The sequence below is a fragment of the Spirosoma soli genome, assembly GCF_042684525.1.
GTDB lineage: Bacteria > Bacteroidota > Bacteroidia > Cytophagales > Spirosomataceae > Spirosoma > Spirosoma soli.
The window spans coordinates 68208-92728 of the sequence record NZ_JBHULN010000021.1; the positions used below are offsets into that span (position 1 = coordinate 68208).

Sequence of the window (24521 nt, forward strand, 5' to 3'; positions counted from 1 at the left end):
ACAAGCTTTGCTGAAACGCAGTATATTTTGTAAATTTAACTAGTTAGGCAGCCGGTCAGTGAACACGCTTTGTAACTTGACGAGTTAACTGACTAACTTGTTGACTGAATATTTCTCGAACTGTCCTATGCATTGGTCAGCTAAAACTAAAGACGAATTAGTCGCCGAGATTCAACGGCTTAATAACGAACGCGATGGCGTTGCCGTATCCGAGGCTCACCCTACACTCGATGTCCGCCAGACCGTTGATCAACTCAACCTGATCGGGGTAACCATTGAACGCGACGGGACATTAAGCTACGTAAATCCATACACCTACCGGGTTACAGCCTGGCAACCAGAGGATATTGTCGGTAAAAACTTCTTCGATATATTCATTCCGGCCGCCGACCGAGCCCGCTTAGAACTAGATTTTGAAGAGGCCCTGGTCAAAGGTGGCTTTCCTGAGTTGAAAGAACTGAATCTGCTGGCACGTAGTGGTGCGATCAGAAACGTACAGCTCAATTCTCTGATAGTCAACAGCTCAGACGGAAACGTGTCATCGTTTACGGTCATTGGCGAGGATGTAACCAACAAACGGCGGGTTGCCTCCGCGCTCTCGAATACCAATGCGCAGTTGCAGGATCTGGTCGACAACACCTCCGACCTGATTCAACTGCTCACCCTCGACGGTAAGTTTATTTTTGTGAACCGGGCCTGGCGTGAAGTGCTCGGTTATGGTTCGGAAGAAATCGCGGCCTTGAACCTACGGGATGTGTTGCACCCCGATTATTTAAGCAGCACACTGGCCTTATTAAAACGTATTCAGGAAGGGGACAAGCTCCCCTATTTCGAAACGGTTTTTCGGGCGAAGGGCGGTAAAACAATATTTCTGTCAGGGAGCGTTAACTGCCGTTTTGATAATGGCCGTCCTACTGCTTTTCGCTGCATTCTGCACGACACAACCGGGAAAGTTCGGGCCGAGAAGTCGCAAAAACTGTACTACAGCATTGCCAACTGGACCATCAACACGCCCAATCTGGACGAACTCTACCAGAAGATTCACGAAGAGCTAGGGAACATTATTGATGCCCGTAACTTCTTCATTGCGCTGTACGATTCCAGTAAAACGTATTTGTCGTTCCCGTATTACGTGGACGAATACTTTGGTGGAAACATGCGGTTCACCAAACGTAAGCTGGGCAATGGCCTGACGGAGTATACCATACAGGCGAATAAACCTTTGTTTTTGTACGAAAAAGACATTCGGCAACTGGCCGAGAAGCATAAGATTGACCTCTACGGTCAACTGCAGCCGCAGGTGATGCTAACGGCACCACTCCGAATTGGTGATGAGATCACAGGTATTATCGGCGTAAAGTCGTACGACGATGCCCGAACGTACGGACCACGTGATCTGGAACTACTGGAGTTTATTTCGGGACAGGTGGCCCTGGCCATTGCCCGTAAACAGTTTGAGGCCACTTTAGATAAACAAAACGCGCGCTTAAATGCCATTTTTGATAGCAGCACGTACCTGATTTGGTCGGTCAACAAGGCTTTGCAACTCACCTCGTTCAATAAGAATTACGCCCGGCTGATTGAGTTTCAGTTAAATGAAACCCCCGCTTTGCACGTCAGCGCACCTAAGCTAGGCTGGCGGATGATTGGCGAAGACAATCGAAAGATGCTGGAGGAAAAATACCGGCAGGCGTTTCGCGGATTTGCCCAAAATTTTGAGCTGTATTTCGAAACCCCAAAAGGCGAAACGTACCTCGAATTTCACCTGAATCCTATTCTGTTGGCGGGTGGGGTCATCGACGAAGTGTCGGGCATTGCCAGGGACATCACTAACCGGAAACGGGCCGAAATTGCCACCCGCCAAAGTGAAGAGAAATTTCGCGGAATTTTCGAAAACTTACAGGATATCTACGCTCGGGTAGATCGTAAAGGACGTATCACCATGATTAGCCCGTCGATATTCAAACGCATGGGCTACACACCCGACGAAGTGCTGGGGCAAGACGTAACGCAGTACTTCATTGATAAAAGCATCATTCACCGGGCCATGATTAAGCTGGGCCGTAACCGCAGCCTACGCAACTTCGAGGCTAGCATGCGCCGAAAAGATGGTACCGAGCGGCAATTCATGTTCAACATGTTGTTGCTCAACGACGATCCCAGCAGCGACTCGGTAGTGGCCGTACTGGCCCGCGACATCACGGAACTGAAACGGCAGTCGGTCGAGCTGGTGAAGGCGAAAGATGAAGCGGAACGCTCGTTAAAGGTGAAAGAGCGGTTTCTGGCCAACATGAGCCACGAAATCCGTACACCGATGAATGGTGTTATCGGTATGATTGACCTGCTCAACGACACGCAGCTGGACGACGAGCAACGTAGTTACGTGAAAACCATCAAGCGCTCGTCAGAAACGTTGCTCAACATCCTGAACGACATTCTGGATCTTTCCAAGATTGAAGCGGGTAAGATGGTGCTCCACGAAGCGCCGGTAGCCTTCAAAGAGATATTCGAGAAGCTGATTGCGCTCTTTGGTCAACAGGCAAACTCTAAAAACAATGACCTGACGTATCATTTAGGGCCTGACCTACCCACATTCGTTATCGCTGATCAGACGCGGCTGTTGCAGATTTTGTCGAACCTGACGTCAAACGCGATCAAGTTTACCGAAAACGGGACGGTTCGTATTGAAGCATCGCTGATTAGTAAGCGCGGTAAGTTCAATCGGATTCGTGTAGAAGTCAACGATTCCGGCATTGGTATTTCGCCCGAAAACATCAATCTGCTGTTTAATTCATTCAGCCAGGTTGATACGTCGTCCCGAAAATCATTTGGCGGTACAGGGCTCGGATTATCCATCTCGAAAGAACTGGCTCACCTGATGAAGGGCGAGGTGGGTGTAGAATCGGAAGTAGGTAAGGGCAGTACGTTCTGGTTCACGATTGAGCTGAAAGAAACGGGCATCAGCCCAACCCAGCAAGGCACCGAGGCCGCCGAGATTACCCTCGCCAACTTTTTTAGTGACTACCATCCAAACGTGTTACTGGTTGATGACAACGCCGTAAACCGAAAGGTGGCCAGCGAGATTCTGCGTAAGTCAGGTTGTGTAGTAACGACCGCTGATAGTGGCCCTACGGCCATCGATTGCGTGCGAAAGAAAAAGACAGAAGGCAATGAGTTCGACGTCATCTTCATGGACATTCAGATGCCCGACATGGACGGCGTCGAAACCACCCGTAACCTACGCGACCAATTCGGAAAGCAACTGCCAACCGTTGTGGCTATGACAGCCTATTCGATGCGTGAGGACCGCGAACGGTTTATCAGTCAAGGGCTTGATGACTACATAGCTAAACCCATTCGGGCCCAAAGCCTGATCGCCAAGGTAAAGGAGATTACGGATGCCAGCCGGGCGAAGCGCCAAACCGACAAAGCCCCCGCCCCTAAGTTGCCCGTTGCCGCCCCTGCACCAACGCTCCCGATCATCGACGATGAGATTGTTGGTCAACTGCGCGACATCGGTGGTCAGGAATTGGTCGATAGTATCATGGAAGAATTTGTAAACGAGGCTACCGAACTAGTCAACGGCGCTGTTGATGCATATGCCTTGGGTGATATTCCGACGGTGAAAAGTCACTTGCACACCCTGAAGGGAAGCGCGGGTACAATAGGAGTGGCACGTGTTGCCGACATTGCCCGAACGGCGGAAGGAAAACTAAAAGTCAGCGACACGAGCGGATTGTCGGAAGCCCTTCAGGCCTTGCAAAAAGCCTTTGCCGAGTTTATAGAAACGTGGCAGGAAAAGTAAGGTAGCGGCTATTGATATTTTAAACACAGAGTCATAGAGAACGCGAAGGGCCTAAACCATTACACCTTTATGCACTCTACGACTCTGTGTTAAAGCAAACCAATGATAATTACAAAATTCTAATCCCGTACCGGAAACCGCCGTAGCTGTTGCTCGAGGTCGGTAATGGCCCGCTGCAGTTCTCGTTTGTCGGGGGCAACGGGCAGGTAAAACGGCATAGGGCCGCGTTGCCAGTTCGGCAGGGCGTCGGACCCTAATTTGATTCGGAACTGATAATCGCCCCGGCCGGATGATACGTTATTAAAGCCTAAGGCTGGCTCAATAAAGCTAAGCTTAGGCGAAAGTTCGTTTTCATCAGCTACCGACCGCATCCATTTCAGCAATAATTCAAGCTCCCAGGTAGAAAGAATAGAGGCCGTACGCACACACTCTTGATTGTGGTAACAGGTTTTTAAACTTACGATAAGCCAGTTACGATCCATAAATCGTGGCGAATCGCTGCACTCATAATCCAGAATGTTTAGCTCAAAGACGCCTTCAGGTCCGGAAAGTTTCATAAGTCTTGACAAGTTTTTTGTTGGAAAAAGAGGAAGGTTCAACTCACACCGAAGGGCAGACCGAAAGGTAACGACCGTTGGCTAGTATGTACTGAGCACAGCGGAGTGGAGAGCGGTTAACTTGGTTAAAAAGATTGAGTTGGAAGTATAAACGTACAAAAAAAGAGAATCGGTTGTGTTACCTTATTGCTAATTTTTCGAGTACTTCGCTAGAGTAGGTTACCGGATGGCGGGGCCTAAAACCAGAAAAGAAATTGGTTAGAAGCGCTATCCGAAACCCCCTTTTTTTGCGTTTGCCGATTAAATGCTAATTTCACCACGCTAAACGTAACACGATCTCACAAGCCCTATGTCAGCTTCCAAACGCGTCCTGATTGCCGAAGATAGCTCCGTTATCCAGAATCTGGCCCGTAAAATCCTTGAGTTTCAGAACTACGATATCACCGCCGTCAAGAATGGTGAACAAGTGTTGCAAATTCTGGAAAAAGAGGATTTCAATATTTTGTTACTAGACATCAACATGCCGCTTATGGACGGTATGGAGTGCGTCCGGCGCGTTCGTGCCCTGCCTGAACAAGAAAAAGCGTCAGTGCCCATCGTTGCCATTACCGGTAACGCTAAGAATTATACGGAAGAAGAATTCAAAACCGCCGGATTCAATGATGTGCTGGTGAAGCCACTCAACTTCGATCGGCTGGTAGAAGTGGTCAATCAGTTAACAGATAAATAAAGCGTGAAAGAGCGAAAGAGTGACTAGCTAACGCAGCGTATTCATCCTTCGCTCTTTCATTCTTTCGCTCTTTATGCTTGTCACGCTGCTGGGTACGGGAACCTCGTCTGGAGTGCCGCTGATTGGGTGTGAATGCGAGGTATGTCGCTCGGTAGATTTTCGGGACAAACGGCTTCGTTCGGCTATTCATATTGCCGTAGATGGCCGTAGTTTTATTGTTGATACGGGACCTGATTTTCGTCAGCAGGTCCTTCGGCTGAACCTGAAGCAGCTCGACGCCGTGCTGTACACGCACGAGCACAAAGACCATACCGCTGGTCTGGATGAGGTTCGGGCCTACAACTTTCGGTCGGGGCAGGATATGCCGGTTTACGCCCGCTTGTCGGTGTTGAATCAGCTGCAGCGCGAATTCGCCTATATCTTTGCCGAACACAAGTATCCGGGCGTTCCTCACGTTCGGACGAATGAGATTCGCAACGAGCCATTTGAGGTGCTGGGCGTCCGGGTCGTGCCCATCGAGGTCATGCACCACAAGCTGCCGGTATTTGGTTTTCGCGTCGGCGATTTTACGTATCTCACCGACCTCAATTATATCGCCGACGAAGAGCTGGAAAAGGTTTTAGGTACCAAAATACTCGTGCTCGACGCCCTACAACGCGCTCCGCACATTTCTCACTTCACCCTTGATCAGGCCGTCGCTTTAGCGCAGCGTATTGGTGCTGAACGGACTTACTTCACACACATCAGCCACAAACTTGGCTTGCACCGCGAAGTAGAAAAAGAGCTACCCGCTCACATCCGACTCGGTTACGACGGCATGCAGATTAGATTGTAAGCTATTGGTCAGATACGGTCAAAAATAGTCAAGAGTGGATGGGCATAGCTCAATTACTTAACCATGCTTGACTACCCTTGACTACTCTTGCCCATGCCTGCCCACCCCTGACAAACCTATTTCCTCCACGTAGCGTTATCCGTATAGACTCAAAATTACTATGCCAACGCTCATAAAACCGTCCCGCTCGTTCACGGATGAATTACTGCAACAGTATCGGCAACAAGGCGATGCACCTGCTGATGCGGTCATTGCCGCTGTTGTTGAAGCTGGAGGGCCCGGTGGATTACGGTCGTTAATGCAGTGGCTGGCCGATACTACTGATTTTAGTACTAGAAAACAGCACGAGGCTGTTCAAACCTTCTTCGTAGAATACGCTAAGCTACCCACTTGGGCTGATGTCGGACGTATGAAACGAGGCATGGCATTTTTTAAAAAACACGCTGGGCAGATTGGTCTTACGTTGGGCTGTTTTTCATTGCCATACTGCTATCTGGGGGCTAATGGCGCGCAGGTACTTTGGTTAACAGAGCGTATCAAAAACGATACGGCCCGGCGTTTGCAGGAAACCGGTGAATGGGTGTTTGGCGTAAACGATCCGAAAGAATGGAATTTTATTCCGCCAAAAGCTTCTCTCCCGGAAGAGAAAGGAGAGGTAAAAGCCATTGCCCGCACCTTGAAGATTCGCCTGATTCATGCCGGAGCCCGCTGGTATTCACTGCACAGCGGTCGATGGAATATGGATTGGGGCTTTCCTGTTAATCAGGAAGATATGGCTGGCACCAACCTGGCTTTCTCGTACATCGTACTACGCGGCTTACGGAAAGCTGGTGTAACCGCCAGCGAGCAGGAAGAGGAAGACTACCTGCACCAGATCAACGTTATTGGGTACATAAACGGCGTTGCCGAAGAATTGCTACCGCATAATCTCCGCGAAGCGTACCTCCTTGACCGGGCCATTGCCCGTCGGCAGTTCGCTTCTTCGGAAGCCGGTATAGGACTGACGAAGTCATTGTTGAATGCCATTGCTCAGCAGGCAGGCAGTGCTACCAATCGCCCCGAAGCGGTTCGGAACCTCGCAGCCGGTGAAATGCGTTTCTTTATGGGCGATCAATACGCAGACTGGCTCGAAGTGCCGAACGCGCCCGTTGAAAAGCGGCTGGCGGGCTTAGTCAATCGCCTGCCCATATTCCCAAACAGTCCTGTTGTGCGCTCTGTGTAATTCTGTCTCTGTATGTTCCGATACAGAAATCTGCAAGGAGGCTTCAGGACATACACGGTTACACAGAGAAGTAAATGAGTATATATCAGTTAGAGCCCATTGCTGCCCTGGCGACGGCACCTGGCATTGGAGCCATTGCCGTTCTGCGCGTGTCGGGCAAAGGAGCCATTGAGATCACTAGTCGTATTTTCCGGGGAAAAGACCTTACACGGCAGCCGAGCCATACTGCTCACTTTGGCACACTGCGTGATGCCGACGGGAGTATTATCGACGAAGTGCTGGCAACGGTGTTTCGGGCACCAAAATCGTTCACCAAAGAAGATGTGGTTGAGATTTCGTGCCACGGCTCCGAGTTTATCATTCAGCAAATCTTACGACGGCTCACGCAGGAAGGAGCTCGTTTGGCCCGGCCGGGCGAATTTACGCAGCGCGCTTTTCTGAACGGTCAATTCGATCTGGTACAGGCCGAAGCCGTTGCCGACCTGATTGCGTCCGATTCCGACGCGAGCCACCGGGCCGCTTTGGCACAACTCCGGGGCGGTTTCTCGAAACAACTGAAGGTGTTACGTCAGCAGTTGATTGACTTTGTAGCGCTGGTAGAACTTGAATTGGACTTCGGCGAAGAAGATGTTGAGTTCGCACATCGCGATCAGCTTCGGCAGTTAATGCTTAATATTCGTCGCGTATTGCATCCGCTTATCGAATCGTTTTCAACCGGAAATGCAATCAAAAACGGCGTTCCGACGGTGATTGTCGGCAAGCCCAACGCCGGTAAGTCTACCTTGCTGAATGCCTTGTTAAATGAGGAAAAGGCCATTGTCTCCGACATTCCTGGCACAACCCGCGATGTAATCGAAGACGAATTGTTTATAGACGGCATCCGCTTCCGCCTGATTGACACGGCCGGCCTCCGGCAGGCCACCGACCAGATCGAAGCCATTGGTATTGAGCGAACGCAACAAAAAATGCGTGATGCCGCCCTGGTTGTCTACCTATTCGACGGCAAGAACATTTCCCCCGACGAACTGGCTACAGCTGTTGTTGAGGTACGTGAATCGGGCAAACCTTATTTGCTAGTCGGTAACAAGCTCGATGCCCTGGACGAAGCCAAACAACAAACGTTGGAAGAGGTAGCTGGTGAGAAAATCGTCTGGATTTCAGCCGCCCGACAAACGCATCTTGAAGAATTAAAAGCTGCCCTCTCAGCGCGCGTCCGTACCGATGCCGCCGTGCAGACCGGCAGCGCTGTCGTGACCAATGCCCGCCATTACGAACACCTCACGGGTACCGACGAGGCTTTGGCAAGGGCCATTTCTGGCTTAGACGCGGGAACAACCCCCGACTGGCTCGCCATGGACCTACGCGTCGCCTTGCAGCACCTTGGCCAACTCACCGGGGAAATCACCACAGACGATCTACTGGATTCTATTTTCAGCAAGTTCTGTATCGGAAAGTAAGGAACTCTCAAAAGCTAATTTATCACTTCCTTCGGAAAGGTGGTTTGCCTTTTAGCTCTCAGCGTGTGGCTTTATGGCTGAATTTTTCTCTCCGCCCGGCTCAATAAATACCCGCTTGATGATCGGGAACTCGTGCTGAATGGTGGTGCGGATTCGGTCGATGGCTTGGTTAATATCTATAGTTGTTAGGTCGTTGCGGAAATCGACGACGAGCATCAGAAACACTTCTTCGGGGGCCAGATACATGGATGGCGATTGCAGCACATGAATTACCGTGTCGTCACGCTCCACCAAGGCTGCTACGCTACGTAGTACGGTTGGGTCTGCACTTTCGCCCATGAGTAAACTACGACTCTCGCGAGCCAGCAGAATGGAAACTGCCGTCAGAATCAGGCCAATAATCAGGGAAGCGGCCCCGTCGAAATAAGGGTTGTTGAACTGATGACCCAGAAAAACGCCCAGGAAGGCGACAATCAGACCCAACAAATCGGCTGCATCCTCAAACAACACCACAAACGTCGATGGGTCTTTACTGCGTTTGACGGCCGACCAAAATGGTTGGCTACCCCGCTGCCGGTTAAATTCCCTCAGGGCGGTAATGAACGAAACACCATCGAAGCAGAACGCAATGCCCAAAACGATGTAATTCCAATGTGGGTCCGAAATAGGCTCAGGGTGTTGCAGGTGCGTGATTCCCTCGTAGAAGGAGACACCCCCACCAATGCCGAAAATCAGAATCGAAACAATAAATGCCCAGAAATAAAGCTCCTTGCCATAACCGAATGGCCGTCTTTCGTCGGCTGGTTGCTGACTGCGCCGGATGCCCAGGAGCAGCAGGATTTCGTTGAGCGTATCAACCAGGGAGTGAATGCCTTCCGAAATCATCGCCGAGCTACCCGTAACGCCCGCAGCCACGAACTTAGTGATGGCGATAGCCAGGTTGGCAGCTAAAGCGCTATAAATAGGAGTTTTAGAGGCAGGCATACCGGAATCTTGTTAGCTCGTAAGCGCAACGGCAGGCGAATCGCAATTGTTTCCAGATCGGAGCGCCCACGATAGCCGACAATCCCATTCACTCAGGCTTGATAACCTTCCGGTTAAACAGTCTGTTATACGAATTCAATGATGTGAACTAGCCATGAGTGTGTCAATCCAGACGAAAGCCCTGCTGTGGGGGCTGGCCAGCGTTGGGGCGTGGGCCGCAACCAAGGCCTTTTTGAGTCAGAAACGGAAAATTGATTTTCGTGATAAAACAGTCGTTATCACGGGTGGGTCACGTGGGTTAGGCCTCGAAATGTCCAGACTACTAGCCAGTGAAGGCGCTAACATTGCCATTTGTGCCCGCAATCAGGAAGAGCTGGATCGGGCCAAGGCGGAGCTGGATCAATACGGTATTGAGGTGTTCGCGCAGCATTGCGACATCACGGATAAAGTGCAGGTTGAGCACTTTATTGAAAACGTGCGGCAAGCGATTGGCCCGGTAGATGTGCTGATCAATAATGCAGGAACGATCATCGTTACGCCCTACGAGCATGCCACTGAGGACGACTTTCGGGAATCGATGGATACCAACTTCTGGTCGGCCTTTCACATGGTCAATGCGGTGCTCCCGCAAATGTGGTCGCAGCAGTCAGGTCGAATCGTCAATATCGCTTCGTTTGGTGGTAAGGTAGCCGTCCCTCATTTACTGGCGTATTCGACCAGCAAGTTCGCGCTGGTAGGTTACTCAGAAGGGCTCCGGGCCGAACTGGCCAAAGATAATATTTACGTAACGACGATCTGCCCCGGTCTAATCCGGACGGGTAGCCCGCGTAACGCGATTTATAAAAGTCAGAACGAGAAAGAATACACCGTTTTCAAGATAGGCGATTCTTTGCCGTTCTTAACCATCAATGCGGAGGAATGCGCCCGCGAGGTGATTGACGCTTGTCGCTATGGTGAGGCCGAACGGAACGTCACGTTAATGGCGAAGGTAGGGGCTACCATGCAGGGCATTGCTCCCGCGTTGGTTTCCGAAACAATGGCGATTGTCAACACAACCCTACCCGCACCGGGGGGAATTGGGGCGCAACGGGCTAAGGGAAAAGAGAGTGAAACCCCGCTGTCGCAGTCGATACTAACAACGCTGACGAATGAAGCGGCCGAGCGCAATAATGAGATTATTGAGTCGTAATTTGTAGATCCAACACTTCAGAGCTGGAAGAGAATCCACAAAGATCAATTGCTATGCCTATTCGTCATTACGCTACGTTACATGACTACGTTCAGGCCAATCGCTGCGTGACGGATGAGTATGATGACGTACCCCTGGAACTGATTGAAGGAAACTTGCCCGCCGACCTTATTGGCACACTGTATCGCAATGGTAATGGCCGCTTTCAGCACCAGCGCGTGTGGTATGACCACTTGTTCGACGGGGATGGCATGATCGCCAAGTTTAGCTTCGATGGCCAGAGCGTTCGGTACCGAAACCGCTACGTTCGGACCGCTGAGTTTGTAGCCGAAGAGCAGGCTGGCCGGATGTTGTACCGCAGTTTCGGCACCAACCTGCCCGGCGGTTTCCTGAAGAATGCGCTAAAAATGCAGTTCAAGAACACGGCGAACACGAGCGTCATTCTGCATGGTGGGCACATGCTGGCTTTGTGGGAAGGAGGATGGCCGCACCGAATCAATCCGGATACGCTCGAGACCATCGATCGCTACGACTACGATGGGGTGTTACGCAATCAGTTTTCGTGGCTCGATAGTCGCATTACGCCCGAAATGCCGTTTTCGGCGCACCCTAAACTTCACCCGAAGACGGGAGTACTGCACAACTTTGGCACAGTAGCGGGCACAAAGCAACGACTTGTGTTGTATGAGGTTGATCCGCAAGGGAAGGCCCGTATTGCTCAGGCAATCGACATGGCAGATATGACGTTCGCGCATGACTTTGTGCTAACGGAAAGTGGCCATCAGGTCTTCTTTCTGACTCCTGTTGCCTTCGACATGCCCCGCGCTTTGGCTGGCATTACGTCACCAGCGGCCTCGATTCGCGTTAACCGGGCCAACCCGACGCTGGTGCTGGTCGTTGACCCGGTTGGAACGATTCACCGGCTGACCACGGATTTCTGCTTTGTATTTCACTTCGTCAATGGGTACTTAGATCCAACTAATCCATCGATGCTTATTGTGGATGGATTGATGCTCGGCGATTACCCTGAATCGGCAGCCATGAAGGCGTATTTGGCCGGTAACCTGCCTGATGATCAGCCCAGCAGTCGGTTTGTGCGCTACCGGATTGACCTGGCCCGACAGACGGTTACACACGAACCATTAGCCTATTATGAAGGGGAACTACCCGAAATACATCCTGACCGCGTAGGGCGGCCCTACCGCTACACCTGGAGCATCGGACGACCGCTTACCCATACGATGCCCTTGTTTGATCACATCGTTAAGATTGACGTGCAGACCGGCGAAGGAAAGCACCGGGGCGATCCCGAAACACTTCCGAGCGAACCCATTGTAGTCCCGAAGCCCGGTAGCACAGCCGAAGACGATGCCTGGTTAGTGTATCTACGCTTTCATGCCCCCTCGCAAACAACCGATTTGCTGGTCGCTGATGCGGTTGATTTGCAAACCGTGGCCCGGCTGAGACTGCCGCACAACATTCCACTAGGGTTTCATGGCCTGTGGTTGCCTGAACGTGTGAAAACCGCAGTGCCAACGTTAACATAACCATTTTTACAGCTGACTGACCAGCGGACTACTACAAAGGCACATACTAATCCGCGTTAATGTCGACGCCGTGTTTCTTAGCCGCTGTTTTGATTCGATCCTTGATGATATCAACTTCATCGGCGTCGTATTTAGCTGCATTGTCTTTGTGATTGATGTATGACCAGGCAGCCCGGACATGCTCCGGCGTATCAATCGGGTATTTCTTATTAGTCGGATCAGCGAACTCTACATCACCATATTTGTGCTCACCTTCGGTTGGATTGACGTCGTCGCGTTGGTCAATTTTCGAGTCCTGTGCCATAATCGTTGGGTTTTGATTATAGCAGTCAACGGCACCAATGGCTAAATGTTTGGAATGGCCGTTGCAACCTCTCATCTGCAGATAGCTTTCCAGCAGCCTTTTACCTCTCTGCATACGCCCTGACCCACTGACCAGCGAACGAATAACGAACCGCAACCCGTGTAGCTTAGTTGCTGATATAATCATTCGCTCAGCAGAGCAACTTCAGATATGGTTAAGACAACATCAGCCCTTTTTTCACCGATAACGATTCGAACGGTTCAGTTTAAAAATCGAATCGCCGTTTCGCCCATGTGTCAGTATTCGAGCGAAGACGGCTTCGCAAACGATTGGCATCTGGTCCATCTGGGCAGTCGGGCCGTTGGTGGGGCGGGTTTAATTTTTACGGAAGCAACGGCCGTATCGCCCGAGGGCCGGATCACACCCGATGATCTCGGCATCTGGAAAGACGATCATATCCCTGGCCTGAAGCGTATCACCCAATTTATTAAGCAAAATGGGAGCGTTGCGGGTATTCAACTGGCCCACGCTGGTCGTAAAGCAAGTCATCAGCGGCCGTGGGATGGCGGTGCAGCCATTGCGCCAACCGGAGAACGAGGCTGGCAAACGGTAGCGCCCAGCGCCATCCCCTTTTCAGAGTCGGAACCGGTTCCTGTGGCGTTGACCGCAGCGGGTATCGAGAAGGTACTGACGGATTTCCAGGTGGCAACGCAACGGGCGCTCGACGCGGGTTTCAGTGTCGTCGAAATCCACGCGGCTCATGGGTACCTACTTCATGAGTTCCTGTCGCCATTGAGTAATCAGCGGACCGATGCCTACGGTGGCTCGTTTGAAAACCGCACCCGGCTCCTGCTGGAAGTCGTCGAACGAGTCCAGACCGTCTGGCCGCGAGACCTCCCCATGTTCGTGCGTATTTCAGCCACGGACTGGACCGAAGGCGGCTGGACGGCCGACGATTCGGTTAAGCTGGCTGACATCCTAAAAACGAAAGGCGTAGATGTAATAGACTGCTCGACGGGCGGTAACGTGCCTAACGCCAAAATTCCGTCGTATCCGGGCTATCAGGTCGAGTTCGCCGAACGAATTAAGCAGGAGACCGGTATGATGACCGCGGCCGTTGGGTTGATTACGTCGGTTGAGCAGGCCGAAGCCATTCTCGCAAACTCCCGGGCCGACTTTGTGCTGCTGGCCCGGGAGTTCCTGCGCGATCCGTACTTTCCGCTTCATGCCGCTCATGTGCTCAAGGAAGACATGCCTTGGCCCGTCCAGTACGAGCGAGCTAAACCGCGCCAATAAATTGTAGTCACCTGTAAGCTGAGAAAAACCAACAAAACACCCGATAATTGACTTGTATCAACGAATCTATTTTATAATAAACAAACATGGAATATAGAACACTGGGAGAGTCTGATTTAAGCGTATCGGTGATCACCTTTGGGGCCTGGGCGGCTGGTGGCTGGATGTGGGGCGGAACGGAACGTCAGGGAGCCATCGACGCCATAAAAGCTTCTTATGATCTGGGCGTAACGTCCATCGATACAGCTCCGGTCTACGGACAAGGCACTAGCGAAGAAATCGTTGGGGAAGCCATAAAAGGCATCCCACGCGATAAAGTGCAGATTCTGACCAAATACGGCATGCGCTGGGACTTGGCAAAAGGCGATTTTGGGTTTAAAAGCCAGGACAATTCGGGCAACCCGATTGACGTCTACAAGTATTCCGGCAAGGAGAGCATCATTAAAGAGTGTGAAGATAGTTTGAAGCGGCTGGGTACTGACTATATCGATCTGTACCAGATGCACTGGCCCGACGTAACAACGCCCATCGAAGAAAGTATGGAGGCTGTGCTTCGGCTAATTGAGCAGGGCAAAGTACGGCAGGCAGGTGTCAGCAATTACAATGTCGACCAGATGAAGCAGGCCGAAAAGGTGCTCAAGCTGGCGTCTAACCAGGTACCATTCAGCATGATCAACCGGGGCATTGAAAACGAACTGGTGCCGTATTGTATTGAAAACAAGAAAGCAATTCTGGCCTATAGTCCCATGGAACGCGGTTTGCTGACGGGTAAGATTAAGCCAGGTCATACGTTTGCCGAAGGAGATCACCGGGCCGGGTATCGGTTCTTCAAAGAAGAAAACATTGAGCATACCGACGAATTCCTGCAAAAAATTAAGCCACTAGCCGACAGTAAAGGTGCTAGTCTGAGCCAGTTAGTGATTCGGTGGACCATCGAGCGGCCGGGCATTACCGTAGCCCTGGTAGGAGCCCGTAACGCTGAGCAGGCGGTGCAAAACGCAAAAGCAATTGACATCAGCTTATCAGCTGAGGATATTGACTTCATCAATCAGCAGCTTGAAGAGCTGGAATTGGTTTGACGTATGAGTAGCGGTCCGAGCTGGTGCAGCTGTCCAGGCCACACCAGCTCGGACCGCTACTTTAATAAACCCAAAGGCTATTTCCTGGTTATCAGACTGTACGTTGTGTTAAACTTAAACTATAGGAAAAGTGGGAAATAGACTGGAGCGGAAAGTGGCTATTGTCACAGGAGGAGGTTCGGGTATTGGCGAGGCCATTTGTAAAAAGTTTGCGCAGGAAGGCGCACGGGTGGTAGTCGTTGGTTTGTCCGACGACCCTGTGGATGAAGTTGTGAAAGAAATTGAGCAGCAAGGTGGCATCGCCGTTGGGTACAAAGGCGATATTTCAATAGAAGCCAATGCCAAAGCCTGTGTCGAGTTGGCCATTCGGATGTATGATCGATTGAACATTTTAATCAATAACGCTGGCGTCTTTCCTGAGACGAACTATTTGCAGGATTTTTCGGAAGAAGCGTTCGATTACCTCATCCGAAACAATATCAAGAGCACGTTCATGATGACGAAGGCCGCCCTGCCCGAGTTGCAGAAAACAAAGGGAAATATTGTTACGGCCGGTTCAGAGGCCGGCCATATGGGTGAGCCGCAGGCGGTACCGTATGGCGGTACAAAGGGCTTCAACCACGCGTTTACAAAAGGACTAGCCAGCGAACAGGCCCACTTTGGTGTGCGCTGTAACATTGTGGCACCGGGGCTGATTGATACTGCCTGGACGCACGCGAGTACGGGACCAATGAGCTCTGAGATGGAAAAATCGACCACATCGGGTACGCTGATGGGACGCCGGGGTACACCCGAGGAAGTCGCCAATGTGTATTTGTTTGTGGCATCGGACGAAGCGTCTTACGTAACGGGCGCTATCTACTACGTCGACGGCGGGACGACCATTGCTAAAGGACCACTGGGCGAAAAAGCGGCCGATAACCTCAAAACTGAGCCGCAGGGAGAGCTCGAGTTGCAACACGCCATGGATGGACATACCTCTATCCGGGAATAGATTCGATCTGTTCACAGGATGAAGCACAAACTGCCCGTTACCTTAGGTGAGGTAACGGGCAGTTTGTGCTTCATGAGGTAATGCGGTTGTTTATCTTCGGACGTTTGCCGTTCTTTCGGCAAACAAATTCACTACGTCCACATGGAACCACAATCGTATTCTGAACACCCTTCTTTTTTAACAGCCGAAGAAATCAAACGCGAGCAGGCTGCGTTTATGACCCAAGTTTATGGCTGGATGACCGTTGCTCTTCTCGTTACGGCTACCGTTTCGATCTGGGTCGCCAGTACACCCGCCGTGCTGGAGTTTATATTTGGTAGCCGAATCGTATTCTTTGGGCTGCTCATTGGTGAGGTACTGCTTGTGATGTATTTGTCGGCGGCAGTCCAACGCGTGTCGGCGAAAGCGGCTACAGCTATGTTTATAGGCTATGCCGTCATGAATGGCCTAACCCTGGCATCAATTTTTCTGCTGTATACGGGTGGTTCCATTGCGTCTACTTTCTTTGTTACAGCCGGTACGTTCGGGGCCATGAGCGCGTATGGTTACTTTACCAACCGCGACCTGACATCCTGGGGCGGCTTTTTACTGATGGCCCTGATTGGGCTGATCATTGCTTCGGTAGTTAATCTGTTCTGGCAAAACGAGACGCTATACTGGATTGCGACTTATGCCGGTGTGCTTATATTCGTTGGGCTTACCGCCTACGATACACAGAAAATTAAGCGGATGAACATCATCGGCAATGCTGGTACCGACGAAGATCGCAAAGAAGCCATTATGGGCGCTTTAACGCTCTACCTTGACTTTATCAACATGTTTCTGTACTTGCTACGGCTGTTCGGTCGTCGTCGGTAAACAACTATGACGTAGCCTGAAGTACCCGGCCGACGGGTACTTCAGGCTTTTTGTTTCCACTCTTTCATCTCACTGAATGCGTACAACATTTACTTTTTTGGCACTGGTCGCGTTGGCCGTTGCGTGTAATTCTAACTCGGAGCCCTCACCAGACACAACCCCTTCCCAAACTACCGAATACACAGTATCTACCGTGGCTGGAAGTGATACAGAAGGCTACCAGGATGGTAAAGGCCCATCGGCTCAGTTCTATGGAGCAACGAGTCTGCTCTGCGACCCGCAGGGCAATGTGTACATAGCCGACCAGGGAAATCATCGTATCCGCAAGATGACGCCGGATGGCACCGTAACAACCGTTGCCGGGGGCGGTCCGGGCGATGGCTGGGATGCGAACAAAGACCCGCTTAAAGCTGCTTTGCACCGCCCTAAGTATCTGGCGCTGGCGACCAATGGCGATCTGCTGATCTCAGAAGCTGGTGATCGCTATTATGATAAATCGAATGTATTGTTCCGCACCTTGTCGACGACGAATGGCATCGCTAATTATCTGTACGCCAACCCGCCTGCGTCGTTCGATAAGCAGAACTACAACAACGGGGGCGTTGTGCAGGACAAAGCGGGTAATTACTACCTGCTCGAAGCAGAGGGAATCCGAAAAATATCACCACAGGGCGTTCATACACCTAACTGGGTAACAGGCATTGATACCAGGGGAGACCAGTTGACAGGTAACTTATTGGCCATAGATACGCAGGGGAGCCTTTATTTCCCATCGGGTATAAACTCCTGGTTGAAGGGTGAAATCACTAAAGTAGCTCCTGATGGTTCCATAACGTACCTGAAAGGCGGACCGGTCGGCAGTAAACTTACCGAAGGCAAGCTATCTACGGTTAATCTGGGCTTTGTTCGGCTACTGACGGTTGATAATCAAAATAATCTCTACGTAGTAAACTCGGGTAAGGCAGTCGTTTTTGATCAGGTTATCAAGATTAGTCCCGAGGGTATGGTAACGTTTCTGGCGGGTGGCTCGGGAGAGGGCTACGTAGATGGTAAGGGTAAAGAGGCTCATTTTCAGCGGATTGCTGGTCTGGCGGTAGATGGCAAAGGCACCGTCTACGTCGCTGACTACGGACGAATCCGAACGATCACACCATCTAAATGAGGCTGATTAGCTTACCGACGAGTTTTTATGTATGCATCCTGCTTACGAAGCCCTGCAATTGAATAAGTTATCCAAGGTCACTGCACATAAACAAAACACTTTCTGACTCAAAACAGTAATTAAGATATACTTAATTTCTAACCGAATTATACTATGCGTTGGATAGGAGGACGCGAAAGCGATAATGTTGAAGACCGCCGGGGTAGCAGCGGTGGCGGAGGGTTGCTTGTTGGCGGAGGAATCGGTACGGTAGTCGTAGCCGTGATTGTTATGTTGCTGGGGGGCGACCCGTCGCAGATACTGAATCAACAACCCGACACCGAAACGACGTCTCAGGCACCCACGGGACCGCAGCCCGACGATGCTGCCGCTCAGTTTACCAGTAGAGTGCTGGCCAGTACCGAAGATGTATGGACAAAATTGTTCGCTGAGCAGGGCGCTCAATACCGCAAACCAAGGCTGGTTGTGTTCCGAGGGGCCACTCCTTCCGGTTGCGGTACCGCTCAGGAAGCCATGGGGCCATTTTACTGCCCGGCCGATCAGAAGGTATATATTGATCTGTCATTTTATGATGATCTGGCGCAACGGTTTCAGGCACCGGGCGAATTTGCCATGGCCTACGTAGTTGCCCACGAAATCGGTCACCACGTGCAGAAGCAGTTAGGGATCATGGATAAAACCGACGCACTACGTCAGCAGCTGAGCGAACGAGACTACAACAAAGTATCGGTACGGCTCGAATTACAGGCTGATTTCTTTGCCGGTGTCTGGGCGCACCACGCCCAGGGGCAAAGCATTTCGATTGACGAGAACGACGTAGAGTCGGCCCTGACCGCAGCGAATGCCATTGGCGACGACCGTATTCAGCAGCAAACCCAGGGCCGCGTGGTGCCTGATGCGTTCACGCACGGTTCGTCTGCTCAGCGGGTGTATTGGTTTAAAAAGGGCCTGAAAACCGGTGATCTTAGCCAGGGCGACACCTTCAACAGTCGCGAGGATGCTAATTTGCAGTAGCCTCTTTTTCTTTCCTGCAAGCAAAGGCCCGCTGACGTACGTTATCGGGCCTTTGTCTCATTAGGCCGCTGAGCCAGAGATACTATGGCTGAGATGTAGTTACCCTTAATACACTGAGCCAACCAACCTGCTTCGGATGTTTACTATCAATGACCCAACCGCTGCAATTTGTCTTTGCCTGATTACGATGCTCTTCTGGGGCTCCTGGACGAATGCCCAAAAGATAGTCACCAAATCGGCCCCCCTCTACGTCTTCTACCGGGATTACGTATACGGAATTCTGATTACATCGCTTATTCTGGCATTTACACTGGGCAGTTTTGGCGAGCAGGGGCGTCCGGTACTGACTGATATTGGCCAGGCCGACGTGCGTAACATCCTGTTGGCACTGGCCGGAGGCATTGTGTTTAATCTGGGAAACATGCTGCTGACGGCGGGCATTAGTATAGCCGGTATTTCAGTAGCCATGCCGGTGGGTACAGGTCTATCGCTGGCGATTGGACTTGTCGTAAACTATTTAGCCGAGCCAAAAGGAAGCGTAGCGTTGCTGGCCATCGGGGGCGGGGCCATCATAGCGGCTATGATATTCAGCGCCCTGGCGTATAAAACGAAGCAGGACCAAGGCGATGCTGCTGCATCTTCCGGGAACAATCGGGGCATATGGATTGCATTAGCGGGCGGTTTAGTCGCCGGTTTTTTCTTTCGCATCATCTCCGAAGCCCTTGTGAAAGATCTGGTTAAACCCGACGCAGGATTACTGACGCCTTACACGGGACTGGTCCTGTTTGCCATAGGCTTAGTCGCTAGTAACCCGCTGGTCGAGCGGCTCGTCCGCCGGTTTGCCTTGCCCGACGAAAAGAACCAAACGACTTATCAGGACACACCGCGCCGGGAACATCTGGTCGGTCTGGCAGGTGGTTTCATTTGGGGGCTAGGTATGATTACGCTCTTACTTGGCTCAAATCAGGCCGGTGACGCTGTCTCGTACGGCTTGAGCCAGGGCGCAACCGTTGTTTCTGTTTTGTGGGGATTGTTTGCCTGGCATGAATTCAAAGACGCTCCTGCCAAAGCTAATCGGTACCTCTGGCTGATGGGAGGTACCTACGTAGCCGGGCTTGTGCTGATCGTACTGGCTCGGGCGTAGCTAAAAACTGGCCGTAGAAATGCCGAACGGACGGCCGTCACGACGAAACAACCAGATTGGCTGGTGGATGCCAGGCTCCGTTCGACCAGGTGAACTCGAATGATTCGTCGGAAATTGCCCACATGACCCACTTACCCGCGTTGATGGTCTGGCTTACGTTCAGACGGTATTGTTTGGCAGTTATTGTCGCGGACTGTGCTTTCTGATTTTCTGTACCACGTTCGGGTAAGCTTGCATAAGCGGTGTTGTACGCTTGTTGGGTTACAATGTATTCGGTTTCGGAATCCTGGCGAGCCATTTACTTTATTCTCTATTTACCAGTTAACCCCCAAACGGTAAAGAGTGTTCTTACAGCCAAGCAACGAAAGAACCTTTAGGGGCGAACGGGTTTCGGGGTTGAAAGACTGTTACGAACCAGAAGCCCAAACAAAAACCAAAAGAACAGGGGAAGCAGTAGCTGGCTGAAAGCAGGGGAGTAATCAACGGCGATAAAATCATTTAGCGACGAGTTGTAGAGCACGCGGAGCTTCCTATCCGTGCCATTCAGCCGTTCGTAGTCATCTTCGTCAATAGCGACAACCCGCTCTTGCCCCTGAAATCGAAATGTAGCGTCGTAGGTGTACCAGTGAGATCTTGATCGCCGACTATGATTTGTACGATCAGTGTCAGTGACATCAACCTCCATGGCACGTCCGTTTGCCCGGAGTGATTGGAAGTACTGAAAGTATTGAATGGTATCGTAGGTGAAAAATAAGGCCGCTACGCCCAGCGCGGCAAGCAGTACAAACCGGGCAATCGTCTGAATAAACGTCCAGCTGGTCAGCGTAACAATGGCCCCTCCGCCGACAAAAAACAAGGCTAATGCGGCCAGGATGAAGCCCCCTAAGAGTTGATGCTCCCGGCTAAAGTCGACCATAGAACTCCACTCGATCAGCCGCGACCGTACGCGCGTTGGGGTAGCCGTGCGTGCTCGCTGTGGTGGTTGAAACTTGTCTAAGCCCGGATGGTATAAGAGCTGAATATGGTCACCCGCGGATAGCCAGGTGGAATCGTTCGCGCAACGGGTTTTATATGTCTGATTACGGTAGTTGAACCGAACGTAAACCGCGTTGCCAAACTGATCCAGAAACATACGCGGGTTACGGTCGGTCTCCTTGATCTGAACCTTAACAAGCTGGCCCTCTCGGGCAAATTTACTATCGAGACGTTCTGCCTGATACAAGTACCACATCACCCAGGTGGCTGCTGCCAGCAACGCTGTCATGACGAGCGCCCAGAATGCAGTGTACACACGACCCAATAACCGAAACAAGTTCCGAAGCATACCTGACCAGTTTTCGTAAATAAGCTTTACTGAAAAATACGTATCAGCACATGCGTTCAAGTTACCAGCAAAAGGCAGTCAACGTCTTATCTTTCTAGTATAAGGTAGGTTAGGGCTATTGAGCGAAGTTTCAAACTTCGCTCAACAGCTGTCGCTCGTAGTGCTTACACTGAGTTTTCAGCTTACTGCCGTGCCACAGCCTGCGCGTCGGCTGCCCGCAAACGGGCCACTCGAATGCCCGACAAGCGTTTGTGCCAGAGTACATAGTCGACCAGAGGGTAAGGCGTAATCACTACTTCGCCCTGGTCCGACGAGGCATGGAGCAGGTGAATTCGGCCGTTTGGTTGGCGCACGGCTAAGCCGACATGCTTCATGTCGAGCCCCGGTCTCGACGCGGTCAGCATTACAATATCACCTTCGCGAAGTTGCGCTTCGGCCTGCCTGATGTTTTTCTTTGGGATGAACGCAAACGGCTGCTGACTCAAACCCGCTTCGGTCTGAGCCACCTGTTTAAATATAGCCGGATCGTTCAGTTGCGGGTATTTGTAGGTGAGGGTGGTCATGTACGAGATGGGTTTGGTCACCATCACGCTACCGGGTAACTCACACGTTACGTCAGTTATCAACCCTTTACGTTCATTGTCGCGGAGCCAATCCGAAAAATAGTGCAAACGGCTGGCGTATCCGTCAATTCGCCCGTCGCGGTAACGAAGCTGGGTCAGGTACTTCCGGAAGGTTTGCTCAAGCTGAACCGGGTTTACTGACCGTGATTTAGACACTAAGCGCACATTCTTTTCGGAGCCATCATGGTAGGCCAGCGCCAGGGCCAGTACCGTTTCCAGATACGTTGTGCAGTCAAACTCACGAACTTTCACAACCAGCTGTTCGGTCGGGTTAATGTCGAGCGTATGGGGCACGTAGGGTTTGCCCAAAAACTGCTTACCAATGTTGATAGCGGTCTCCGCAGGTGTCTTGCCCCCTGTAACGATTGCTGCCTGTAAGTCATCGGATACGACCGGCTGGGCAAGTAAAGTGAAAGTGGGAAATATTAGAAAAAATGCCGTAAGCAGTTTCATCATAGGTAGTGACAGCAAATAGGCTGACGGTTGCGGTTCGCAGCCTGCTGGCTAAAAACAGCGACTGTCATAAGGTTTTAACTTACTTAGAGTAGACTGGGAGCACGTCGAAACGTAACATAAAACTAGGATTTAATTTCGAGCACCCGGACACTCCACGGGGGGAGTTGCAGCGGTATTCCCGCCGAACCAACATTTTCGAGCTGCGTATCCGTCAGGAAGATATCCGTGAGCTGGTATGTCCGGGATGGATTCAGACCAATGGTTGCAAACGCATGAGCGGGAATCCGGATGCTGGTTTCATAAGTAGTCTGGCCTGAGAAGTTACAGACGATCAGGAGCTTTTGGCGATCCGTGTAACGGAGATAGCTGTAAAGCTGGTGAGCGTCGTAGCCTGGGCTTTGGCCGTTATCATTGGCGTACTGCAAATCGTAAAAGTACCCGTTCTGAATGGCGTCGGAGCCGTTCACCAGATGGTTCAGACGCTGGTAAAAAGCACGTAGGGCGCGCTGTTCATCGGTTAGCCCCCCGCCGTCATAACGTCCTTTATTGATCCAGCCCTGCCAGTCGGTCAAGCCCCAGTAATCGAAAATGGTGGTGCGGCCATCGTCGCCACTAAAGCCTTCGGCACCCTCGGCCCGTACGCCCACTTCCTGCCCAAAATACAGTAGAATAGGACCGGTGTGCATGGTTGCGGCCAGGGTCATGCCGGGTACCGCTGACCAGGGGTTGTTGGTAAAAAAGCGTGAGGCAATCCGTTGCTCATCGTGGGTTTCCAGAAATCGAAGCATATGTTGCGGAAAATCGCCGGATTCCTGTTGCCATACTCGGGTGAGGTCGTAGCACGAACCATGCCCTTCCATCAATCGCCGAATGGCATCATACAGCCCCACTTTATCGTAGAGGTAATCAAAACCACCCTGGAAAATGAACGAACGGTAAAGCCGGGGTTCGTAAATCTCAGCAATGAAAATCAGACGCGGGTAGCGTTGTTTTACCTGGCTAATGGCCCACTGCCAGAATTCAACCGGCACCAGTTGCGCCATGTCGCACCGGAAACCATCCACGCCCTTATCAGCCCAGAAAAGCAGAATGTCGAGCATTTGGTGCCAGGTAGCGGGCGCGGGATTAAAATGGATACTACCATCAAATATATTGTACCCGTAGTTGAGCTTCACCGTCTCGTACCAATCGTTACTATCGGGGGTAGCGGTGATTGATCCGCTACCCGTAACCTTGGCCGGATGCTCCTGTAACGCGGGTGGAAACCCGTGCTGTCCTGCTCTTTCCGTGTTACCGGGCGCTACGAAAGTCTCATTCGGCAGGTAATAAAAGTTATTATCGCGGGCATAATTGACGCTGGTATCGTCGTTTTCGCCCAAGTCGACAACGCCTGCCGGTTTTACGTCGGACTGGTATTGCCGGGCCACGTGATTGGGTACGAAGTCGATAATGACCTTTAAGCCTTGAGCGTGCGTACGCTGTACCAGACTATCGAACTCGGCCATGCGATCGGGAACACTCACGGCCAGGTCAGGGTCAACGTCGTAATAGTCCTTGATGGCGTAAGGTGAGCCGGCGCGTCCTTTCACCACCGCTGGGTCATCGGGGCGGATGCCAAATCTGGAGTAGTCGGTTTGGGTCGCGTGCTCCAGAATGCCCGTAAACCAGACATGTGATGCGCCAAACTGTTTGATAGCCCGCAAGGCGGCATCGTTAATATCGTTGAACGTACCGACGCCGTTCTCATCGCGGCTGCCGTTGATATGATTAGTCGTATTCTGGTTGCCGAACAGGCGGGTGAAAATCTGATATATGACTAATTTGTCCATTATCGGGACAAGGGAGGTCGTATTCATAGCGTCAAAAAATGTCAGTTACGGTCGAGCTGAAGGTCAGCAACGCAAAACTATGTTCTTTTTCAATGAAAAACTTGGGGTATTT

The 24521-nt window shown here is 51.4% G+C and carries 21 protein-coding genes; 14 read left to right on the plus strand and 7 right to left on the minus strand.

Annotation, left to right across the window (positions count from 1 at the left end):
* The first annotated feature begins 127 nt into the window (after positions 1 to 127).
* A complete protein-coding gene (locus ACFSUS_RS24585) occupies positions 128 to 3805 on the plus strand; it encodes a PAS domain S-box protein (RefSeq protein WP_381526866.1) in 3678 nt (1225 codons plus the stop codon).
* A 119-nt stretch (positions 3806 to 3924) separates the two neighbouring features.
* Here the strand turns inward: ACFSUS_RS24585 and ACFSUS_RS24590 are convergent, their stop codons facing one another.
* The gene (locus ACFSUS_RS24590) at positions 3925 to 4362 is read right to left on the minus strand and encodes a WapI family immunity protein (protein WP_381526869.1); all 438 of its coding nucleotides are present in this window, start codon (positions 4360 to 4362) and stop codon (positions 3925 to 3927) included.
* A gap of 349 nt (positions 4363 to 4711) precedes the next feature.
* Here ACFSUS_RS24590 and ACFSUS_RS24595 point away from each other — a divergent pair, with 349 nt between their 5' ends.
* The 4 genes from ACFSUS_RS24595 (at position 4712) to mnmE (ending at position 8606) form a co-directional block, all read left to right on the plus strand.
* Entirely contained in the window at positions 4712 to 5092 is a 381-nt protein-coding gene (locus ACFSUS_RS24595) for a response regulator (RefSeq protein WP_381526872.1), read from the plus strand.
* 73 nt (positions 5093 to 5165) lie between these two features.
* Entirely contained in the window at positions 5166 to 5927 is a 762-nt protein-coding gene (locus tag ACFSUS_RS24600; RefSeq protein WP_381526874.1) for an MBL fold metallo-hydrolase, read from the plus strand.
* A gap of 160 nt (positions 5928 to 6087) precedes the next feature.
* The gene (locus ACFSUS_RS24605) at positions 6088 to 7149 is read left to right on the plus strand and encodes an oxygenase MpaB family protein (protein ID WP_381526876.1); all 1062 of its coding nucleotides are present in this window, start codon (positions 6088 to 6090) and stop codon (positions 7147 to 7149) included.
* Between the two features lie 74 nt (positions 7150 to 7223).
* Complete coding sequence (gene mnmE, locus ACFSUS_RS24610; RefSeq protein WP_381526878.1) at positions 7224 to 8606, plus strand: tRNA uridine-5-carboxymethylaminomethyl(34) synthesis GTPase MnmE; 1383 nt, start codon at positions 7224 to 7226, stop codon at positions 8604 to 8606.
* Between the two features lie 51 nt (positions 8607 to 8657).
* On the opposite strand, the gene ACFSUS_RS24615 is transcribed toward mnmE, so the two are convergent.
* Positions 8658 to 9590 carry a cation diffusion facilitator family transporter gene (locus ACFSUS_RS24615; RefSeq protein ID WP_381526880.1) on the minus strand — a complete coding sequence of 311 codons (933 nt, stop codon included), beginning with the start codon at positions 9588 to 9590 and terminating at the stop codon, positions 8658 to 8660.
* Positions 9591 to 9744: 154 nt separating this feature from the next.
* On the opposite strand from ACFSUS_RS24615, the gene ACFSUS_RS24620 reads away from it, so the two are divergent.
* Together ACFSUS_RS24620 and ACFSUS_RS24625 are read left to right on the plus strand one after the other, a co-directional pair.
* A complete protein-coding gene (locus tag ACFSUS_RS24620) occupies positions 9745 to 10779 on the plus strand; it encodes an SDR family NAD(P)-dependent oxidoreductase (RefSeq protein ID WP_381526882.1) in 1035 nt (344 codons plus the stop codon).
* A 53-nt stretch (positions 10780 to 10832) separates the two neighbouring features.
* Complete coding sequence (locus ACFSUS_RS24625; protein ID WP_381526884.1) at positions 10833 to 12326, plus strand: carotenoid oxygenase family protein; 1494 nt, start codon at positions 10833 to 10835, stop codon at positions 12324 to 12326.
* A gap of 46 nt (positions 12327 to 12372) precedes the next feature.
* On the opposite strand, the gene ACFSUS_RS24630 is transcribed toward ACFSUS_RS24625, so the two are convergent.
* Positions 12373 to 12816 carry a DUF6582 domain-containing protein gene (locus ACFSUS_RS24630; protein WP_381526886.1) on the minus strand — a complete coding sequence of 148 codons (444 nt, stop codon included), beginning with the start codon at positions 12814 to 12816 and terminating at the stop codon, positions 12373 to 12375.
* Positions 12817 to 12840: 24 nt separating this feature from the next.
* Between ACFSUS_RS24630 and namA the strand changes: the two genes are divergently transcribed.
* The 7 genes from namA (at position 12841) to ACFSUS_RS24665 (ending at position 20177) form a co-directional block, all read left to right on the plus strand.
* Positions 12841 to 13926 carry an NADPH dehydrogenase NamA gene (gene namA, locus ACFSUS_RS24635; protein ID WP_381526888.1) on the plus strand — a complete coding sequence of 362 codons (1086 nt, stop codon included), beginning with the start codon at positions 12841 to 12843 and terminating at the stop codon, positions 13924 to 13926.
* A gap of 86 nt (positions 13927 to 14012) precedes the next feature.
* Positions 14013 to 15005, plus strand: coding sequence for an aldo/keto reductase (locus ACFSUS_RS24640; protein WP_381526890.1), 993 nt, complete (start codon positions 14013 to 14015; stop codon positions 15003 to 15005).
* A gap of 130 nt (positions 15006 to 15135) precedes the next feature.
* Complete coding sequence (locus ACFSUS_RS24645) at positions 15136 to 15999, plus strand: SDR family NAD(P)-dependent oxidoreductase (protein ID WP_381526892.1); 864 nt, start codon at positions 15136 to 15138, stop codon at positions 15997 to 15999.
* 141 nt (positions 16000 to 16140) lie between these two features.
* Complete coding sequence (locus ACFSUS_RS24650) at positions 16141 to 16857, plus strand: Bax inhibitor-1/YccA family protein (protein WP_381526894.1); 717 nt, start codon at positions 16141 to 16143, stop codon at positions 16855 to 16857.
* 76 nt (positions 16858 to 16933) lie between these two features.
* Positions 16934 to 18019 (plus strand): NHL repeat-containing protein, encoded by a 1086-nt coding sequence (locus ACFSUS_RS24655; protein WP_381526896.1) that lies wholly within the window; start codon positions 16934 to 16936, stop codon positions 18017 to 18019.
* 153 nt (positions 18020 to 18172) lie between these two features.
* On the plus strand, positions 18173 to 19033 hold the full coding sequence (gene ypfJ, locus ACFSUS_RS24660) for a KPN_02809 family neutral zinc metallopeptidase (RefSeq protein WP_381526898.1): 861 nt from the start codon (positions 18173 to 18175) through the stop codon (positions 19031 to 19033).
* Positions 19034 to 19169: 136 nt separating this feature from the next.
* Complete coding sequence (locus tag ACFSUS_RS24665; protein WP_381526901.1) at positions 19170 to 20177, plus strand: GRP family sugar transporter; 1008 nt, start codon at positions 19170 to 19172, stop codon at positions 20175 to 20177.
* A 37-nt stretch (positions 20178 to 20214) separates the two neighbouring features.
* On the opposite strand, the gene ACFSUS_RS24670 is transcribed toward ACFSUS_RS24665, so the two are convergent.
* The 4 genes from ACFSUS_RS24670 to ACFSUS_RS24685 form a co-directional block, all read right to left on the minus strand.
* A complete protein-coding gene (locus tag ACFSUS_RS24670) occupies positions 20215 to 20475 on the minus strand; it encodes a hypothetical protein (RefSeq protein WP_381526903.1) in 261 nt (86 codons plus the stop codon).
* 75 nt (positions 20476 to 20550) lie between these two features.
* On the minus strand, positions 20551 to 21501 hold the full coding sequence (locus tag ACFSUS_RS24675) for a hypothetical protein (protein ID WP_381526905.1): 951 nt from the start codon (positions 21499 to 21501) through the stop codon (positions 20551 to 20553).
* Between the two features lie 182 nt (positions 21502 to 21683).
* Positions 21684 to 22580, minus strand: a complete 897-nt coding sequence (locus ACFSUS_RS24680; RefSeq protein ID WP_381526907.1) for an N-acetylmuramoyl-L-alanine amidase-like domain-containing protein — start codon at positions 22578 to 22580, stop codon at positions 21684 to 21686.
* Positions 22581 to 22702: 122 nt separating this feature from the next.
* Positions 22703 to 24436 carry an alpha-amylase family glycosyl hydrolase gene (locus ACFSUS_RS24685; RefSeq protein ID WP_381526909.1) on the minus strand — a complete coding sequence of 578 codons (1734 nt, stop codon included), beginning with the start codon at positions 24434 to 24436 and terminating at the stop codon, positions 22703 to 22705.
* Between the last annotated feature and the right edge of the window lie 85 nt (positions 24437 to 24521).

Coding starts and splice junctions, on each gene's coding strand:
- ACFSUS_RS24585 (WP_381526866.1), top strand. CDS start 128: ATGCATTGGTCAGCTAAAACTAAAGACGAATTAGTCGCCGAGATTCAA.
- ACFSUS_RS24590 (WP_381526869.1), bottom strand. CDS start 4,362: ATGAAACTTTCCGGACCTGAAGGCGTCTTTGAGCTAAACATTCTGGAT.
- ACFSUS_RS24595 (WP_381526872.1), top strand. CDS start 4,712: ATGTCAGCTTCCAAACGCGTCCTGATTGCCGAAGATAGCTCCGTTATC.
- ACFSUS_RS24600 (WP_381526874.1), top strand. CDS start 5,166: ATGCTTGTCACGCTGCTGGGTACGGGAACCTCGTCTGGAGTGCCGCTG.
- ACFSUS_RS24605 (WP_381526876.1), top strand. CDS start 6,088: ATGCCAACGCTCATAAAACCGTCCCGCTCGTTCACGGATGAATTACTG.
- mnmE (WP_381526878.1), top strand. CDS start 7,224: ATGAGTATATATCAGTTAGAGCCCATTGCTGCCCTGGCGACGGCACCT.
- ACFSUS_RS24615 (WP_381526880.1), bottom strand. CDS start 9,590: ATGCCTGCCTCTAAAACTCCTATTTATAGCGCTTTAGCTGCCAACCTG.
- ACFSUS_RS24620 (WP_381526882.1), top strand. CDS start 9,745: ATGAGTGTGTCAATCCAGACGAAAGCCCTGCTGTGGGGGCTGGCCAGC.
- ACFSUS_RS24625 (WP_381526884.1), top strand. CDS start 10,833: ATGCCTATTCGTCATTACGCTACGTTACATGACTACGTTCAGGCCAAT.
- ACFSUS_RS24630 (WP_381526886.1), bottom strand. CDS start 12,816: ATGATTATATCAGCAACTAAGCTACACGGGTTGCGGTTCGTTATTCGT.
- namA (WP_381526888.1), top strand. CDS start 12,841: ATGGTTAAGACAACATCAGCCCTTTTTTCACCGATAACGATTCGAACG.
- ACFSUS_RS24640 (WP_381526890.1), top strand. CDS start 14,013: ATGGAATATAGAACACTGGGAGAGTCTGATTTAAGCGTATCGGTGATC.
- ACFSUS_RS24650 (WP_381526894.1), top strand. CDS start 16,141: ATGGAACCACAATCGTATTCTGAACACCCTTCTTTTTTAACAGCCGAA.
- ACFSUS_RS24655 (WP_381526896.1), top strand. CDS start 16,934: ATGCGTACAACATTTACTTTTTTGGCACTGGTCGCGTTGGCCGTTGCG.
- ypfJ (WP_381526898.1), top strand. CDS start 18,173: ATGCGTTGGATAGGAGGACGCGAAAGCGATAATGTTGAAGACCGCCGG.
- ACFSUS_RS24665 (WP_381526901.1), top strand. CDS start 19,170: ATGTTTACTATCAATGACCCAACCGCTGCAATTTGTCTTTGCCTGATT.
- ACFSUS_RS24670 (WP_381526903.1), bottom strand. CDS start 20,475: ATGGCTCGCCAGGATTCCGAAACCGAATACATTGTAACCCAACAAGCG.
- ACFSUS_RS24675 (WP_381526905.1), bottom strand. CDS start 21,501: ATGCTTCGGAACTTGTTTCGGTTATTGGGTCGTGTGTACACTGCATTC.
- ACFSUS_RS24680 (WP_381526907.1), bottom strand. CDS start 22,580: ATGATGAAACTGCTTACGGCATTTTTTCTAATATTTCCCACTTTCACT.
- ACFSUS_RS24685 (WP_381526909.1), bottom strand. CDS start 24,436: ATGAATACGACCTCCCTTGTCCCGATAATGGACAAATTAGTCATATAT.